The organism is Rhodosalinus sp., assembly GCF_046542825.1.
GTDB lineage: Bacteria > Pseudomonadota > Alphaproteobacteria > Rhodobacterales > Rhodobacteraceae > Rhodosalinus.
The window spans coordinates 1-17112 of the sequence record NZ_JBKHAQ010000032.1 but is presented as its reverse complement, the minus strand read 5'-3'; the positions used below and the strand labels follow the sequence as shown (position 1 = coordinate 17112).

Annotated in this window: 13 protein-coding genes; 11 read left to right on the top strand and 2 right to left on the bottom strand. The window is 69.2% G+C overall.

The annotated features are described in order from the left end of the window. Positions 1 to 55: 55 nt before the first annotated feature. The 10 genes from ACLFOB_RS06335 to ACLFOB_RS06290 all read left to right on the top strand — a co-directional run bounded on the left by ACLFOB_RS06335 (position 56) and on the right by ACLFOB_RS06290 (position 12544). Positions 56 to 847 carry a cyclase family protein gene (locus tag ACLFOB_RS06335; protein WP_410925537.1) on the top strand — a complete coding sequence of 264 codons (792 nt, stop codon included), beginning with the start codon at positions 56 to 58 and terminating at the stop codon, positions 845 to 847. 4 nt (positions 848 to 851) lie between these two features. Further along, on the top strand, positions 852 to 2420 hold the full coding sequence (locus ACLFOB_RS06330; RefSeq protein ID WP_410918493.1) for a phytoene desaturase family protein: 1569 nt from the start codon (positions 852 to 854) through the stop codon (positions 2418 to 2420). Continuing rightward, positions 2421 to 2912: a MarR family winged helix-turn-helix transcriptional regulator gene (locus ACLFOB_RS06325; RefSeq protein WP_410918492.1), complete on the top strand. Its 492-nt coding sequence runs from the start codon at positions 2421 to 2423 to the stop codon at positions 2910 to 2912. 137 nt (positions 2913 to 3049) lie between these two features. Beyond that, entirely contained in the window at positions 3050 to 5203 is a 2154-nt protein-coding gene (locus ACLFOB_RS06320) for a thiamine pyrophosphate-dependent enzyme (protein ID WP_410925536.1), read from the top strand. Then, entirely contained in the window at positions 5200 to 6780 is a 1581-nt protein-coding gene (locus tag ACLFOB_RS06315) for an indolepyruvate oxidoreductase subunit beta family protein (RefSeq protein WP_410925535.1), read from the top strand. The genes ACLFOB_RS06320 and ACLFOB_RS06315 overlap by 4 nt, the downstream gene beginning before the upstream one ends. Before the next feature lie 522 nt (positions 6781 to 7302). Beyond that, positions 7303 to 7827: a CoxG family protein gene (locus ACLFOB_RS06310; RefSeq protein ID WP_410925534.1), complete on the top strand. Its 525-nt coding sequence runs from the start codon at positions 7303 to 7305 to the stop codon at positions 7825 to 7827. Positions 7828 to 7868: 41 nt separating this feature from the next. Continuing rightward, positions 7869 to 8354: a (2Fe-2S)-binding protein gene (locus ACLFOB_RS06305; protein ID WP_410925533.1), complete on the top strand. Its 486-nt coding sequence runs from the start codon at positions 7869 to 7871 to the stop codon at positions 8352 to 8354. A gap of 108 nt (positions 8355 to 8462) precedes the next feature. Next, positions 8463 to 10826: a xanthine dehydrogenase family protein molybdopterin-binding subunit gene (locus ACLFOB_RS06300; protein ID WP_410925532.1), complete on the top strand. Its 2364-nt coding sequence runs from the start codon at positions 8463 to 8465 to the stop codon at positions 10824 to 10826. Between the two features lie 98 nt (positions 10827 to 10924). Next, the gene (locus ACLFOB_RS06295; RefSeq protein WP_410925531.1) at positions 10925 to 11713 is read left to right on the top strand and encodes an FAD binding domain-containing protein; all 789 of its coding nucleotides are present in this window, start codon (positions 10925 to 10927) and stop codon (positions 11711 to 11713) included. A gap of 372 nt (positions 11714 to 12085) precedes the next feature. Next, positions 12086 to 12544, top strand: coding sequence for an Lrp/AsnC family transcriptional regulator (locus ACLFOB_RS06290; protein ID WP_410917361.1), 459 nt, complete (start codon positions 12086 to 12088; stop codon positions 12542 to 12544). Here ACLFOB_RS06290 and ACLFOB_RS06285 read toward each other — a convergent pair. Both ACLFOB_RS06285 and ACLFOB_RS06280 read right to left on the bottom strand, forming a co-directional pair. Continuing rightward, positions 12436 to 12894 (bottom strand): hypothetical protein, encoded by a 459-nt coding sequence (locus tag ACLFOB_RS06285; RefSeq protein ID WP_410925530.1) that lies wholly within the window; start codon positions 12892 to 12894, stop codon positions 12436 to 12438. The two genes, ACLFOB_RS06290 and ACLFOB_RS06285, sit on opposite strands and share 109 nt — an antisense overlap. A 96-nt stretch (positions 12895 to 12990) precedes the next feature. Then, positions 12991 to 13929, bottom strand: coding sequence for a glucokinase (locus ACLFOB_RS06280; protein ID WP_410925529.1), 939 nt, complete (start codon positions 13927 to 13929; stop codon positions 12991 to 12993). A gap of 171 nt (positions 13930 to 14100) precedes the next feature. Between ACLFOB_RS06280 and uvrA the strand changes: the two genes are divergently transcribed. After that, a complete protein-coding gene (uvrA, locus tag ACLFOB_RS06275; RefSeq protein ID WP_410925528.1) occupies positions 14101 to 16983 on the top strand; it encodes an excinuclease ABC subunit UvrA in 2883 nt (960 codons plus the stop codon). The last annotated feature ends 129 nt before the right edge of the window (positions 16984 to 17112 follow it).

Below are 17112 nucleotides of genomic sequence, written 5' to 3'. Positions count from 1 at the left end.
CGTTCGCGTGGGGTCCCGCCCCGCGCTCCGACAGGGAGACGAGGGGAGAGTGAGCATGTCGGCAGCCGATACGGTGAAGGATCTGGGTGCAAGGCTCCTGTCGGGCGAGATCGAGGTGGTGGATTGCTCGGGCCGGCTGGGCCCCGATACGCCCATCCTGCAGCTTCCGCCCGACTTTGCGAAGAACACGCCCAGGGTCGAGATCCACAAGATCAGCGAATATGACGAGGACGGACCGTTCTTTGCCTGGAACTGGATGGTGCTGGGCGAGCATTCGGGCACCCATTTCGACGCGCCGCACCACTGGATCACCGGCAAGGACTACGCCGACGGCTATACCGACACGCTCGACATCCAGCGCGTCGTGGCACCGGTGAACGTGATCGACTGCTCGAAGGAGGCGGCGAAGGATCCCGATTTCCTGCTGACCGACGAGCATGTGAAGGCCTGGGAAAGGGAGCACGGCGAGATCGGCGAGGGCGAATGGGTCGTCATGCGCACCGACTGGGATGCCCGCGCCGATGACGAGGACAAGTTCCTGAATGCCGACGAGACCGGGCCCCATTCGCCCGGGCCGACCCCCGAATGCATCGAATACCTGCTGTCGAAGAAGATCGTGGGCTGGGGCACGCAGTGCATCGGCACCGACGCGGGCCAGGCCGGCGGCATGCAGCCGCCGTTCCCCGCCCACAACTTCCTGCACCGCGACAACTGTTTCGGTCTGGCCAGCCTGGCCAACCTCGACAAGCTGCCGCCCAAGGGCGCGGTGCTGATCGCCGCGCCGCTCAAGATTGCCAACGGCACCGGCAGCCCGATCCGCGCGCTGGCTCTGGTCCCGAAGGGCTGAGTGCATGGAACGCCCGGACGCGATCATCGTCGGATCCGGCATCAATGCGCTGGTCTGCGCGGCGATGCTGGGCAAGCGCGGCAAGCGGGTTCTGGTGCTGGAGCGCAACGGCGAGATCGGCGGCTGCATCCGCACCGAGGCGCTGACCGCGCCGGGCTTCGTCCATGACGTGATGGCGACCACCTGGGTGCTCTTCATGGCCGGGCCGGCCTATGGCGCGCTTTGCGACGATCTGGCGCGCCACGGGGTGGCGTTCACCGATCCGCAGCATCCCACCGGGGTGCTGCGGCCCAATGGCGAGGCGGCCGTGCTGACCCGCGACCGCGCCGCCAATCTCGACATGTTCGAGCGGCTGGCCGACGGCGACGGCGATGCCTTCGCCCGCGGCGTGGACGAGGTGGAGGCGAACGCCGGCCTGCTCTTCCCGCTGCTGGGCCAGCATCTCTGGAGCCGGCAGACCGCCGCGCTCATGGGGAAGGAGGCCGTGCGCCGCCGCCCCTCGGGCCTGACCGCGTTCTTCGGTGAATCGCTGGCGCCTGCGCGCGGCTGGCTCGAGGGCGACTTTCGCTCGGAAACCGCGCAGGCGCTCTTCGCGCCCTGGGTGCTGCACACCGGGCTCGGCCCCGATTCGGCCTATTCGGGCATGATGGCCAGGATCATCGCCTTCAGCCTCGAGGCGCTTGGCGCGCCGATCGTGAAGGGCGGCGCGCAGAAGATGCTGGACGCCTTCCGCGCGCTCATCACCGAACAGGGCGGCGAGATCCGCACCGGCGCCGATGTCGCCCGCATCGACGTGGAAATGGGCGAGACGGCCGGCGTGACGCTGTCGGACGGCGAGCGCGTCTTCTCGCGGCAGGTCATCGCCTCGGTCACGCCCACCCAGCTCTATTTCCGGCTGCTGGAAAAGCCACCCGCGCTGGCCGTGGAGGCCACGCGAAAGTTCCGCTACGGCAAGGGCAATTTCCAGCTGCACTATGCCCTCGACCGGCCCCCGCAGTGGAAGGCGGACGGCCTGTCCGAGGTGGCGCTGCTGCATCTGACCGATGGGGTGGACGCCGTGTCGAAGGCCACCAACGAGGCCGAGCGCGGGATGCTGCCCGAGGTGCCGACGATCTGCGTGGGCCAGCCCAGCGCGCTAGACCCCTCCCGCGCGCCCGAGGGCAAGGCGGTGCTCTGGCTGCAGATGCCCGAGGCGCCGCCCCGCATCAAGGGCGATGCCGCGGGCGAGATCGACGCGCCCGGGGACGGCAAGTGGACCGAAGCGGTGCGCGAGGCCTATGCCGACCGGATCGAGGCGATCCTCGCCCGCCACATCGACGGCTTCCGCCAGAGCGTCATCGCCAGGTCCGCGCAAAGCCCCGCGGATATCGAGGCGCTGAACATGAACCTCGTGGGCGGCGACCCCTACGGCGGGGACTGCGCGCTGGACCAGTTCTTTCTCTGGCGGCCGTTCAAGCACAGCATCAACCACGGCACCGGGATCAAGGGCCTGTGGCACATCGGCGCCTCGACCCATCCGGGGCCGGGGCTGGGTGGCGCCTCGGGCTTCCTGGCCGCGGAGGCGGTGGCATAGATGGCCGACGGCGAGATGCAGGAGGGCGCGTTGCCCCGACCCGGCGAGACGCTGGGCGAGATGGGGCTCTATTCCTTTGCGCCCTACCTGATGAACCGCATCATGGGCCGCTACAATGCCGATCTGCAGGGCGATCTGCGCGCGCTCGGCCTGACCACGGCGAAGATGCGCACGCTGGCGGTGCTGGCCGTGGTGCCCGGGCTCACGATCAACGAACTCTCGGTCTATGCCGTGACCGAACAGTCCACGATGAGCCGCACGCTGGAATCGCTGGAACGGGCGCGGCTGGTGCGGCGCGAGGGGCGGGCGAGCGACGGCCGCGTCCGCGAGATCTATCTGACCGAGGCGGGGCGCGCCGAATTCGACCGCGCATGGCCTGCGATGTACGCGGGCTACGAGCGGATGTTCGAGGGCATAGCTGGCGAAGAGCGCCGTGCCTTCACCACGACGCTGCAGAAGATCCTGCGCAACGTGCGCCGGCACGACATCTGAGCGCCGCACGGATGCATTTGCAGGCATGAAAGGCGCCTGAAGGCGCTGTCCGCCGCTGAGTCAAGGCGGCGCCCCTTCCCAGACAATATGCAAACGGATATAATTTCCGACGCGAACAGGGCCGCAGGGAGGCACGCATGGCCGAGAGATCCTTCAAGAAGGAAGTCGAACAGCTTCGCATCGGCGCGGGCGAGACGTTCCGCGGCGAGGGTATCCTCGGGATCACGAAGGCGCTGCTCGAGAACGGCGTGGGCTATGTCGGTGGCTATCAGGGCGCGCCGATCAGCCACCTGATGGACGTGCTGGCCGATGCCGAGGAGCTGATGCGCGAGCTTGGCATCCGCTTCGAGGCCAACGCCAACGAGGCCTCGGCCGCCGCGATGCTGGCGGCCTCGGTGCATTACCCGATCCGCGGCGCGGTGACCTTCAAGGCGCCGGTGGGCACCAACGTGGCCTCCGACGCGCTGGCCAACCTGGCCTCGGGGGGCGTGACGGGCGGTGCGCTCATCATCGTGGGCGAGGACTACGGCGAGGGCTCCTCCATCATGCAGGAGCGCAGCCACCCCTTCGCGATGAAGTCGCAGATCTGGTTGCTGGACCCGCGGCCCAACCTGCCCTCGATCACGCAGGCGGTGCGCCACGGCTTCAAGCTGTCCGAGGCGTCGAACACGCCCGTGATGCTGATGGTGCGCATCCGGTCCTGCCATCTGCACGGCGCCTTCGAGGCCAAGGACAACGTGCCCCCGCCGCTGACCGTGCGCGACGCGCTGTCCAACCCGCAGCGCCGCACCGATCGCATCGTGCTGCCACCCTATTCCTACATCCACGAACAGGAAAAGGTGACGAGGCGGCTGCCCGCCGCGCTCGACTACATCCGCGAGAACGGCCTCAACGAGGTCTTCGGCCCGAAACAGGGCAAGATCGGCATCGCGCTGCAGGGCGGCATGTACAACGGCGTCATCCGCGCGCTGCAGCGCCTGGGCCTTGCCGATCTGCACGGGGACTCCGATATCCCGCTCTACGTGATGAATGTGGGTTATCCCATTGTCGAGGATGAGTTCCTTGACTTCTGCGAGGGCAAGGAATCGGTGCTTGTGGTGGAAGAGGGCGCGCCCGATTTCATCGAGCAGGCGCTGCGGGCGGCACTCCACAAGGCCGGAAAGCCCACGAAGCTCATGGGCAAGGGGCCGCTGCCCATGGCGGGCGAACTGACAGGCCGGGTGATGTTCGAGGGCATCGAGAACTTCCTGCGCGAGGTCGCGCCCCAGATGCTGCGCGCCCAGAACCGCGCCCCCAACGAGCCGCAGGAGGGGCAGGAGATCCCCGATCTGTCGAAGACGGTGCCGATCCGCCCGCCGGGCTTCTGCACCGGCTGCCCCGAGCGGCCGATCTTCGCCGCGATGAAGCTGGTGGAGGAAGAGAAGGGCAAGCACCAGATCTCGGCCGACATCGGCTGTCACCTCTTCTCGATCAACGCGCCCTTCGAGATCGGGGGCACCACGATGGGCTACGGCCTCGGCCCCGCGTCCAACGGCGCCTTCGACGGCGGCGGCGAGAAGCGGCCCATCGCGATCGTGGGCGACGGCGGCTTCTGGCACAACGGGCTGACCTCGGGCATCGGCAACCAGGTTTTCAACAAGTCCGACGGCGTCACCATCGTGGTGGACAACTACTATTCCGCCGCCACCGGCGGGCAGGACATCCTGTCGTCGCGCGCCGACAACCCCACCAAGGACACCCAGCATCCCATCGCCAGGGCGGTCGAAGGGATGGGCGTGAAATGGGTGCGCCAGATCGACCGCACCTATGACGTCAAGAAGATGCGCGACACGCTGAAAGAGGCGCTCGAGACCGATGCCGAGGGGCCGAAGGTCATCGTGGCCTCCTCCGAGTGCATGCTCAACCGCCAGCGCCGCGAGCGGCCTCTGCGCGCCAAGGCGATCAAGGAGGGCCGGCGCGTCGAGCGGCCGAAGTTCGGCGTGGACGAGGACGTCTGCACCGGCGACCACGCCTGCATGCGCCTGTCGGGCTGCCCGTCGCTGACGCTGAAGATGCCGGACGATCCGCTGCGCGACGATCCCGTCGCGCATATCGACCAGTCCTGCGTGGGCTGCGGCAACTGCGGCGAGGTGGCGGATGCCGCCGTGCTCTGCCCGTCCTTCTACGAGGCGCGGATCGTGCACAATCCGCAGCCGCTCGAACGCTGGCTCGACGGCATGCGGAAAGCCGTGATCGGATGGTTCCAGACCCGCCGCGCGGCGAAACGCCTGGTCTGGGAGGAACCCGCATGAACCAGGCGGCACCGATCCTCGAAAAGGGCTCGCGCGACGCGGGACTCGACCAGATCGTCAAGCTCGCGGTCATGGCCGTGGGCGGGCAGGGCGGCGGCGTGCTGAACGGCTGGATCGTCCGGCTGGCCGAGCGCAACGGCTATGTCGCGCAGGCGACCAGCGTGGCGGGGGTGGCGCAGCGCACCGGCGCCACGATTTATTACGTCGAGATGATGCCGGACACCGGCCGCCAGCCGGTCTTTGCCCTCGCACCGGCCGAGGGCGACGTGGACATCCTGATCGCGGCCGAGATGATGGAGGCCGGGCGCGCCATCATGCGCGGCTTCGTCACGCCCGACCGGACGCTGCTGATCGCCTCCACCCACCGCGCGCTCGCGGTGTCGGAAAAGATCGTGCCGGGCAGCGGCATCGCGGACGCCGCCGAGGTCCGCCGCGCTGCCGAGAAGGCGGCCAGGGATTTCATCGCCTTCGACATGGACAGGATGGCGGAGGAGGCGGGCACGGTGATCTCCGCGGCACTCTTCGGCGCGCTCGCGGGCTCCGGCGCGCTGCCCTTCGAGGTGGAAAGCTACCGCGAGACGATCCGCGAATCGGGCCGCGGGGTCGAGGCCAGCCTGCGCGCCTTCGAGACCGCGCGCGAGGCGGCCGAGGCCCGCCGGCAGGAGACGGAGCCGGCCCGGGCGCCGAAGCCGCCAGAGGCGCAGGTCACGGGACCGAAGGCGCTGGTCGCGGAGTGGCAACGGCTGGTGGAACGCGCCGCCGCGCTGCCGGGCGAGGAAGCGCAGCGGCTGGCCCGCGCCGGTCTGAAGAAGGTCGTGGACTATCAGGATCTCGCCTATGGTGCGGCCTACATGGACCGGGTGGAGGCCGCGGCGGCGCGCGACGCGCGGGCCGGCGGGGCCGCGCACGCCCACGCCTTCACCGCCAACGCGGCGAAATACCTTGCCAACGCGATGTGTTATGACGACATCATTCGCGTGGCAGACCTCAAGACCCGCGCGCCGCGCGCCGCGCGGATCGACAAGGAAATGCGCAAGGGCGACGAGCACCTGATACGCGTCACCGAATACGTCCATCCCGGCGCGGCCGAGGTCGTCAGCCTGATGCCGGCGGGACTGGGCCGCTGGATCGAGGCGCGGCCGAAGGTCTGGCGCGGGATCGACCGCGTGGTGAATCACGGCCGGCGCATCCGCTCGGATCGGGTTGCGGGCTTCCTGATGTTCTACACGCTGGGCGGCCTGCGCCGCTGGCGCCGTCGGCTGCTGCGCCATCAGGTCGAAGAGGCGCACTGGACCGAGTGGCTCGAGGCGGCCGAGGCGCGGCTGCCGCGCGACTATGCCCTCGCGGTCGAGACGCTGAAGGCGCGGCGGCTGATCAAGGGGTATTCCGACACCCACAAGCGCGGCCTCAACAAATACGACAAGGTGATGAGCGGCATCGCGCTGGTCGAGGGGCGCGAGGATGCCGCCGACTGGGCGAACCGGCTGATCCAGGCCGCGCTGAAGGACCCTGAAGGCAAGGCGCTGGAGGACGCGCTGCAGACCGTGCGCAGTTTCACCACGGCGGGCGCCGCCTGACGCCGGGCTAAGGGGTTGCCGGGGCAAGGGATTTGGAAATCCCTTGCAAGGCGCTTTTCAAGCGCCTTGGCCCGCGTCGGTCCCGCACGGCGCGCCGGGCGCCCGCCCCGCCGGTCAGGCTTGGCGAGGCCGCAGATCAGCAGTGTCGAGCAGACGAGATGCCCGCCGAGCAGCCGGTCCCGCATCGCGCGGGAAACCGGACCCCGGTCCGGTCGCATAGCAGGACCAGCGCGTCCGAGATGTCCGCAGGCTCCATGTCGGCGGCCGCGCGGAGCGCGTAGGTCTTCTGTTACGCCGGCGCGATCTCGTCCTCCGGCGCCGCCGGTTGCAGGCCCGCGATCGACGCCCGGCTGCCCCGAAACATGCAGCCTCCGCGCGATGCTTTCGGTTCGCGCGCGTCGCTGCGCTGCGGCGAAGGAAAAGGGCTGACGCGGCAGAAGGTTCTGCGCTACGACTTGGAAAGCAGGCGGGTGCGATCGTCCGGAAGCGACGACGGCGACCCGAACAGGGAGTGGCGATGCAATGCACATGACCGGCACGCGCGAGATCCGGGCCGACCGGCAGACCGTCTGGGCGGCGCTTCTGGACGCCGAGGTGCTCAGGGCCTCGGTCCCCGGATGCCAGGAACTCGACGGCTGCGCCGAAGAGGGGTTTCACGCCACGGTGACGCAGAAGGTCGGGCCTGTGAAGGCGACCTTCAAGGGTACCGTGACGCTTTCGGAGATGACAGAGCTCGAAAGCCTGCACCTTGCCGGCGAGGGCAAGGGGGGCGCGGCGGGGTTCGCCAAGGGCGGCGCCGACGTGACGCTGGAAGAGATTCCCGAAGGCACGCGGCTGACCTACGAGGTGGACGCCAAGGTGGGCGGCAAGCTGGCGCAGCTTGGCTCCCGCGTGATCGACGGCTTTGCCAAGAAGATGGCGGACCAGTTCTTCGAGCGCTTCCAGGAAGCGGTCGAGGGGCCGAGCGACCCCGAGGAGGCGCCCGAGGCCGAGGCCACGGAAGGCAGGAAGGGCTGGTTCAAGCGATTGGTGAAGCGCGAGGCCTGAGGGCGCGCGCGACACGGAGACCTGACGATAGGGAGGACTGGATGACCAAGGTCAGCATGACGGTGAACGGCGAGGCGGCCGAGGGCGAGGTCGAGGGCCGCACGCTGCTGGTGGAGTTCCTGCGCGAGGAGCTGGGGCTTACCGGCACGCATGTGGGCTGCGACACTTCGCAGTGCGGGGCCTGCGTGGTGCATGTGGATGGCCGCGACGTGAAGGCCTGCGCCATCTTCGCGCTGGAGGCGGACGGCGCGGAGGTGCGCACCATCGAGGGGATGGCCAACCCGGACGGCTCGCTCAGCGTGATCCAGCAGGCGTTTCAGGATCACCACGGTCTGCAGTGCGGCTTCTGCACGCCGGGCATGGTGATGTCGGCTGCGGCGCTGCTGGAAGCGAACCCCAAGCCCAGCGAGCACGAGATCCGCGACTACCTGGAAGGCAACATCTGCCGCTGCACGGGCTATCACAACATCGTCAAGGCGATCATGGCCGCGAGCGGCCAGGATGTGAGCCGGATCGCCGCGGAATGATCCCTGCGCCGCGCCGGGCCGCAAGCGGCGCGACATGGGTATTTGTGGACCATTGAAAGAGGCAGGGCCGCGAAGCGAGGCGCGGTCCACCCAGGGAGGACGACAGACATGCCGAAGGATCATGGCATCGGCGCCGCGCCCAAGCGGCGCGAGGACGTCCGGTTCCTGACAGGAACCGGGAACTACACCGACGACATCAACCTGCCCAGACAGCTTTACGTGCATTTCCTGCGTTCGGACATCGCGCATGGCGAAATCCGGCACATCGACACCGGGGCGGCCGAGGCGATGCCGGGCGTCAAGCGCGTCTTTACCGGCAAGGACTTCGAGGGCGTGGGCGGGCTGCCCTGCGGCTGGCAGGTGACGGACCGGCATGGGCAACCGATGCAGGAGCCCGCGCATCCGGTGATCGCGCAAGGCAAGGTGCGCCACGTGGGCGAGATCCTGGCCGCCGTGGTGGCCGACAGCCGCGAGCGCGCGCGCGATGCAGCAGAGGCGATCGAGTTCGACATCGCGGAACTGCCCGCGGTCGTGGACATGAAGGCTGCGCTGGCCGATGACGCGCCAAAGGTGCACGACGAGCTTGCCGGCAATCTCTGCTACGACTGGGGCTTCGTCGAGGACAACCGCGAGGCGGTGGACGAGGCGATCCGCAACGCCGCGCATGTCACGACCCTCGAACTCGTCAACAACCGTCTGGTGGCGAACCCGATGGAGCCGCGCGTGGCGGTGGGCGACTACCACCGCGCCACCGACGAATCGACCCTCTACACCACCAGCCAGAACCCGCATGTCATCCGCCTGTTGATGGGGGCCTTCGTTCTGGGCATCCCCGAGCACAAGCTGCGGGTGGTGGCGCCCGACGTGGGCGGCGGTTTCGGCTCGAAGATCTTCCATTATGCCGAGGAGGCCTTCGTCACCTTCGCGGCGCGGCAGCTGGGGCGGCCGGTGAAATGGACCTCGACCCGGTCGGAGGCCTTCATGTCGGACGCGCACGGGCGCGATCACGTCACGAAGATCGAGCTTGCGCTGGATGCGGACCACAACTTCACGGCGATCCGCACCGAGACCCACGCCAACATGGGCGCCTATCTCTCGACCTTCGCGCCTTCGGTGCCCACATGGCTGCACGGCACGCTGATGGCCGGCAACTACAAGACGCCGCTGATCTATGTGAACGTGAAGGCGGTCTTCACCAACACGGTGCCCGTCGACGCCTATCGCGGCGCGGGCCGGCCGGAGGCGACCTATCAGCTCGAGCGCGTGATCGACAAGGCGGCGCGCGAGCTGGGTGTCGATCCCGTGGCGCTGCGCCGCAAGAACTTCGTGACCGAGTTTCCCTACGCCACGCCGGTCGCGGTGGAATACGACACCGGCGACTACAACGCGACGATGGACAAGCTTGTCGAGATCGCCGATTTCGCGGGCTTCGAGGCGCGGCGCAAGGAGAGCGAGGCGAAGGGCCGCCTGCGCGGGCTGGGCGTGAACGCCTACATCGAGGCCTGCGGCATCGCGCCCTCCAACCTCGTCGGCCAGCTTGGCGCGCGGGCGGGGCTTTACGATGCCGCGACGGTGCGGGTGAACGCCACCGGCAGCATCAGCGTCATGGTCGGCGCGCACAGCCACGGGCAGGGGCACGAGACCTCGTTTCCGCAGGTGATCGCCGAGATGCTGGGCATCGACGAGTCCCAGGTCGATATCGTCCATGGCGACACCTCGAAGATCCCCTTCGGCATGGGCACCTACGGCTCGCGCTCGATCGCGGTCTGCGGCTCGGCCATGGTGCGCGCCACCGAGAAGGTGATCGCCAAGGCCAGGAAGATCGCGGCGCATCTGATGGAGGCGTCGGAGGCCGACATCGAGCTGAAGGACGGCCGGTTCACCGTCGCGGGCACCGACAAGTCGGTGGCCTGGGGCGACGTGACGCTGGCGGCCTACGTGCCGCACAACTATCCCCTCGAGGACATCGAGCCGGGGCTGGAGGAGACGGCCTTCTACGATCCGGCCAACTTCACCTTCCCCGCCGGCGCCTACGCCTGCGAGGTGGAGGTGGACCCCGAAACCGGCAGGGTGACCATCGAACGCTTCGCCGCCGCCGACGATTTCGGCAACATCATCAACCCGATGATCGTGGACGGCCAGGTGCACGGCGGGCTTGCGCAGGGGATCGGGCAGGCGCTCATGGAAAACTGCGCCTACGACGAGAACGGGCAGCTCGTCTCGGCCAGCTACATGGACTATGCCATGCCGCGCGCCGACGACGTGCCGTTCTACAGCGTGGATCATTCCTGCCAGACGCCCTGCACGCACAATCCGCTGGGCGTCAAGGGTTGCGGCGAGGCGGGCGCGATAGGCTCGCCGCCCTCGGTGGTGAACGCGGTGATCGACGCGCTGCACTCGGGCGGCCACAAGGTGGCGCATATCGACATGCCGCTGACCCCCTCGCGCGTCTGGGCGGCCATGCAGGGCTGAGACCCCCCGCGGCGGCGGCGCGCGCCGCCGCATGGGTATTTGGGGACCATTGAAAGGGGCAGGGCGCGCGGCGCACCGCCCGTCGGAGGACCGGAAAGATGTATGCATTCGATTTCGTGCGACCGACCAGCCTGAGCGAGGCGGTCGATGCGCTTCAGGCGGAAGAGGCGCTGGCGCTGGGGGGCGGGCAGACCCTGATCCCCGCGCTGAAGCAGCGGCTGGCCAGTCCCTCGAAGCTTGTCAGCCTCAAGGGGGTGGACGAGATCCGCGGCATCTGCCGCGACGATCAGGGCCGGGTCTGCATCGGCGGCGGCACGACGCACGCAGAGGTCGCGGCCGGCGTGCCGGAATACCCAGGCCTCGCCGCGCTTGCCGCCAACATCGGCGACCCGGCGGTGCGCAACCGCGGCACCATTGGCGGCAGCCTCGCCAACAACGACCCCTCTGCCTGCTACCCGGCCGCGGCGCTGGCCTCGGGCGCGACGATCGTCACCAACAATCGCGGGATCGCGGCCGACGACTACTTCGAGGGCATGTTCATGACCGCGCTCGAAGAGGGCGAGATCATCACCGAGGTGCGCTTTCCCGTACCGCAGGCTGCCAACTACCAGAAGTTCGAGCAGCCGGCCTCGCGCTTCGCGCTGGTGGGTGTGTTCGTGGCGAAGTTCGACGATGGCGTGCGCGTCGCCGTCACCGGCGCCTCGGAAGAGGGCGTGTTCCGCTGGACCGAGGCGGAAGAGGCGCTGTCGTCGGATTTCTCGCCCGACGCGGTGCAGGGGCTCTCGGTGCCGGCGGAAGGCATGATCGGCGACCTGCACGGCTCGCCCGAATACCGCGCGCATCTGGTGGGCGTGATGACCCGGCGGGCGGTGGCGGCGGCGGGCTGACGCCCGCGGATCTGGCGGCAGCTCATGGGCGTGGCGCCGTGCGCCGTGCCCTCCTTTGACGGACGGACAAGGAGGGACGCACGACCGCCGTCATAAACCTGCCCGAAGCGGTCGGCGTCTTCGACCGCTTCAAGGATCTGCAGGCCGTCGGGAAGTGGTGTGCGCGATTGCCGGCGGCCTGGTCTTTCCGGGGTGCTGCGTCGCCATGGCCGCGCGGCCGACGCCTGCCGCGGACGAGGAACAGGAGCGCCGCGCCGTGGAGCTCCCGAAGGAGCACTCGGGCCGCGGCGTGCACGTGCAGGCTGGAGCGAACAGGGCTTTTCCCGCGCGCGGGCGATGCTTAGGCTTGGCCTGACCCGCGACGGAAAGGCCATGCAGCTCGAACCACAGGACATCCGCCTGCTCGCCGCGCTTCAGCGCGACGGCCGGCTGTCCACGGCCGAACTTGCCGAGGCGGCCGGCATGTCCGCCTCCGCCGCGTGGCGCCGGGTCAAGCGGCTGGAGTCCGAGGGCGTGATCCGCGCCTGGCGTGCCGAGGCCGATCCGCGCGCCTGCGGGCTCACCTTCCAGGCCATCGTTCACGTCCAGCTCACGCGGCACGAGCCCGACACGCTGGACCGTTTCATTCGGGCGATGACGTCGCGCGACGAGGTGATGGATTGCTTCGCCACCACCGGCGAGGCCGACTATCATCTGCGCGTGCTTTGCGCCGACATCGACGCCTACAACCGATTCCTCGAGGAATTCCTGTTCCGCGTCCCCGGCGTGGCCAGTGCGCGCACCAACGTGGTGCTGCGCGAGGTCAAGCGCAGCGCGACCCTGCCGCTGTAATGGCGGGCCGCCGCTTGGCCGGCCCATGGGCCGCTGGTCTCAGAGGTCGGGTCGCCTGAAGCCGCGAGGACGGCGCCGGAGGGTGCCCCGACGCGGGGCGCGCCCGGAACGACTGCCTGCCCACTCCGGCCGTCCGGCGGGATCGGCAGCACGCCGGGGGGTGAACTGTGCAGCAACGCTTCGGTCACGCTGGCGATCGGCAGCTGGGCGAGGTCCGCCCGGCCGTGGGGAGAAAGCACCATCAGGCGGGCGCGCAACCGTTGCGCGGCCTCCGGGATCCCGAGCTGCACGGCGCGAGCCTCGTGCCGCCAGGCACGCGTGACCTCGCGCTGGCCGGTCGCGGCGAGCAAGCGCGCCGGCCCGCACTCGGCCTCCTGCCGCGCGTCGTCGGGCGCGCCGACATTCCGGTGCCCGAGGTCGAGGACAGGCCGGTGTCCTGACGCGCTCTAGAGCGCCGCGCAGCGCCGCGCGCAGCCAAGCACCGCCGCGGCATCGTCGGCGATCACGCGGACGGGCACCGCCTGTGTCAACGGATCGGCGCGGAAGGCCTCGGCGAAGCCGCTGCGCCGCAGGTGCGGCGCCACCGCCCGCGCCAGTCCGCCGGCCAGCCACACGCCACCGAGCGCCAGATATGCGAGCGCCAGGTCGCGCGCCGCGTGGCCCAGGATCTGCGCGTAGAGCGTCAGGGCCTGCACGGCATGGCCTTCTCCGGCGGCGCAGGCGGTCAGCACCTCTTCGGGCGCCGGCCGCCCGTGTCCGCCCGCGAAGGTCCAGAGCCGGGCGAGCCCGCGGGCCGACAAAGCGTGTTCCAGGCTCGCACCGCCGGCCCCTGCCCGCAGCCAGTCCGACAGGCGCAGCGACGGCGCGTCCCAGACCGGCATCGCCATGCAGCCAGCCTCGGAGGGTGGCACGAGCGGCAGCGCCGCCTGCGGCACGGCGTAGGCCACGGCACAGTTGACACCCGTGCCCAGCCCCAACACGAGGCACGCGGCCCCCGCCTCCGTCCGGCCGTCGAGAAGCGGGTCCTGCGCGGCCGGGGTCAGCCGGTCGAGCGCCAGGGCCTGTGCCTGCAGGTCGTTGATCAGCTCGACGCGGTCAAATCCCAGCGCGATGCTCAGCGACGACGCGTCTATCTGCCAGCCGCGATTGCGCATCCAGGCAGTGCCGCCCCGCACCGGACCCGCCACGGCGAGACAGGCCGCCTCGGGGCGCGCCTCCTGCCCGCGCAGGTAGCTGCCCAGCATGGCCTCCGGCGTGTCGTGGGCGCGGGTGGCGAGGCGCGCGGCCGAGCCGGGCAGTGGAATGCCGCCGCGCGCCAGCGCGAGACGGGTGTTCGTCGCGCCGATGTCGCCAACCAGGGTCAGTGTGCCGCCTGCCTGATCCATCCGCCTCGCTCCTTCGGTCGCGCGACGCTAGCGCCGCCCGGCGCATCGGTCAAAGACCGTCGCCACGCTTGCGAAACTGCGCCGAACCGCTCGTTCACTTTATGTTCACATTTTTCGATTGGCGAAGCGGTCGCGCTCCCCTATCTGTGAGCCAGCGACAGGGGGTGTCCGATGGCCGAGGCGAAGTCCATCCAGGTGCGCGGCGCGCGCGAACACAATCTCAAGGGCATCGACGTCGACATCCCGCGCGACAGGCTGGTGGTGATCACCGGGCTTTCGGGATCGGGCAAGTCCAGCCTCGCCTTCGACACGATCTATGCCGAGGGTCAGCGCCGCTACGTCGAATCGCTGTCGGCCTACGCGCGGCAGTTCCTCGACATGATGGAAAAGCCCGACGTCGATCATATCGCTGGCCTGAGCCCCGCGATCTCGATCGAGCAGAAGACGACCAGCAAGAACCCGCGCTCCACCGTCGGCACGGTGACGGAGATCTACGACTATCTCCGCCTGCTCTTCGCCCGCGCCGGCACGCCCTACAGCCCGGCCACCGGCCAGCCCATCGAGGCGCAGCAGGTGCAGGACATGGTGGACCGCGTCATGGCGATGGAGGAGGGCACGCGCGCCTACCTGCTCGCCCCGATCGTGCGCGACCGGAAGGGCGAGTATCGCAAGGAAATGCTGGAGCTGCGCAAGCAGGGCTTCCAGCGGGTGAAGGTGGACGGGGCCTTTCACGAACTCGACGATCCGCCGACGCTCGACAAGAAATACCGCCACGACATCGACGTGGTGGTGGACCGCATCGTGGTGCGCGAGGGGATGGAGACGCGGCTGGCGGACAGCTTTCGCACCGCGCTGGACCTCGCCGACGGCATCGCCATCCTGGAAACCGCGCCGAGAGAGGGCGAGCCCGAGCGCCTGACCTTTTCGGAAAATTTCGCCTGCCCGGTCAGCGGCTTCACCATCCCCGAGATCGAGCCGCGGCTGTTCTCCTTCAACGCGCCCTTTGGTGCCTGCCCGTCCTGCGACGGGCTTGGGGTCGAGCTGTTCTTCGACCCCGCGCTGGTGGTGCCGGACGCGGCGTTGCGCATCGCAGATGGCGCCATCGCGCCCTGGCGCAAGGGCAAGTCGCCCTATTTCCTGCAGACCATCGAGGCGCTGGCCCGGCACTACGGCTTCGACCGCAACGCGCGGTGGAAGGATCTGCCGGCGCATGTGCAGCAGGTGTTCCTCTACGGTTCGGGCGAGGACGAGATCCTCTTTCGCTACGACGAGGGCGGGCGCGTCTATCAGGTCACGCGCAGCTTCGAGGGGGTGATCCCCAACATGGAGCGGCGCTATCGCGAGACCGACAGCGCCTGGGTCCGCGAGGAGTTCGAGCGCTATCAGAACAACCGCCCCTGTCACGCCTGTGGGGGGTATCGCCTGCGCGACGAGGCGCTGGCGGTGAAGATCGGGCGTGCCGGCGGCGGGGGCGACGACCTGCTGCACATCGGGCAGGTGGTGCAGAAATCGATCAGGGACGCGCTGGCCTGGGTCGAGGGCGTGCCCGATGCGCTCGGCGCGCAGAAGAAAGAGATCGCCCGCCCGATCCTCAAGGAGATCCGTGAGCGGCTGGGCTTCCTCAACAACGTGGGGCTCGACTACCTGACGCTGTCGCGCAACGCCGGCACGCTGTCGGGCGGCGAAAGCCAGCGCATCCGGCTGGCAAGCCAGATCGGCTCGGGGCTGACGGGCGTGCTTTACGTTCTGGATGAACCCTCCATCGGCCTGCATCAGCGCGACAACGACCGGCTGCTCGGCACGCTCAAGAACCTGCGCGACCAGGGCAATACGGTAATCGTCGTGGAACACGACGAGGAGGCGATCCGCGAGGCCGACTATGTCCTCGACATCGGGCCCGGCGCAGGCGTGCACGGCGGGCGCATCGTGGCGCAGGGCACGCCGGCCGAGATCATGGCCGACCCTGCCTCGGTCACGGGCCAGTATCTGACCGGGACGCGCGAGATCGCGGTGCCGGCCCTGCGGCGCGCGGGCAACGGCAGGCAACTCACCGTGGTCAGGGCGCATGGCAACAACCTGCACGACGTGACGGTGGACTTTCCGCTGGGCAAGTTCGTCTGTGTCACCGGCGTCTCGGGCGGGGGCAAGTCCACGCTCACCATCGAGACGCTGTTCAAGACCGCCTCGATGAAGCTCAACGGCGCGCGGCAGGTGCCCGCGCCCTGCGAGACGATCAAGGGGCTCGAGCATCTCGACAAGGTCATCGACATCGACCAGCGGCCCATTGGGCGGACTCCGCGTTCGAATCCGGCGACTTACACCGGCGCCTTCACGCCGATCCGCGACTGGTTCGCGGGCCTGCCGGAGGCCAGGGCGCGCGGCTACAAGCCCGGGCGCTTCAGCTTCAACGTCAAGGGCGGGCGCTGCGAGGCCTGCCAGGGCGACGGCGTCATCAAGATCGAGATGCACTTCCTGCCGGACGTCTACGTCACCTGCGAGACCTGCAAGGGCGCGCGCTACAACCGCGAGACGCTGGAGATCAGGTTCAAGGGCAAGTCCATCGCCGATGTCCTCGACATGACGGTGGAAGACGCGCAGGAGTTCTTCAAGGCGGTGCCCGCGATCCGCGAGAAGATGGATGCGCTGGTGCGCGTGGGCCTTGGCTACATCAAGGTGGGCCAGCAGGCGACGACGCTCTCAGGCGGCGAGGCGCAGCGCGTGAAACTCTCGCGCGAACTGGCGAAGCGCGCCACCGGGCGCACGCTCTACATCCTTGACGAGCCGACGACGGGCCTGCACTTCGAGGACGTGAAGAAACTGCTCGAAGTGCTTCACGAACTGGTGGAAAGCGGCAACACGGTGGTGGTGATCGAGCACAACCTCGACGTCATCAAGACCGCCGACCACATCATCGACATCGGCCCCGAGGGCGGCGACGGCGGCGGCGAGATCGTGGCAGAGGGCACCCCCGAAGAGGTCGCCCGCGTGGAGCGCAGCCACACCGGCCGCTATCTTCGCCCGATGCTCGACGCGAGGAAAGTCGCCGCCGAGTGACACCCGCGCGGGGTGCCCCGTGTGCCCTGCCGCCCGCCCGCGGACCCCTGTCCGGCGTCGTGAGCCGACCGGCGGTGCGCCGGCAAAGACCGTCCGCCCACCCGTGCCGCCCGCCTGTTCCGGCTGCCT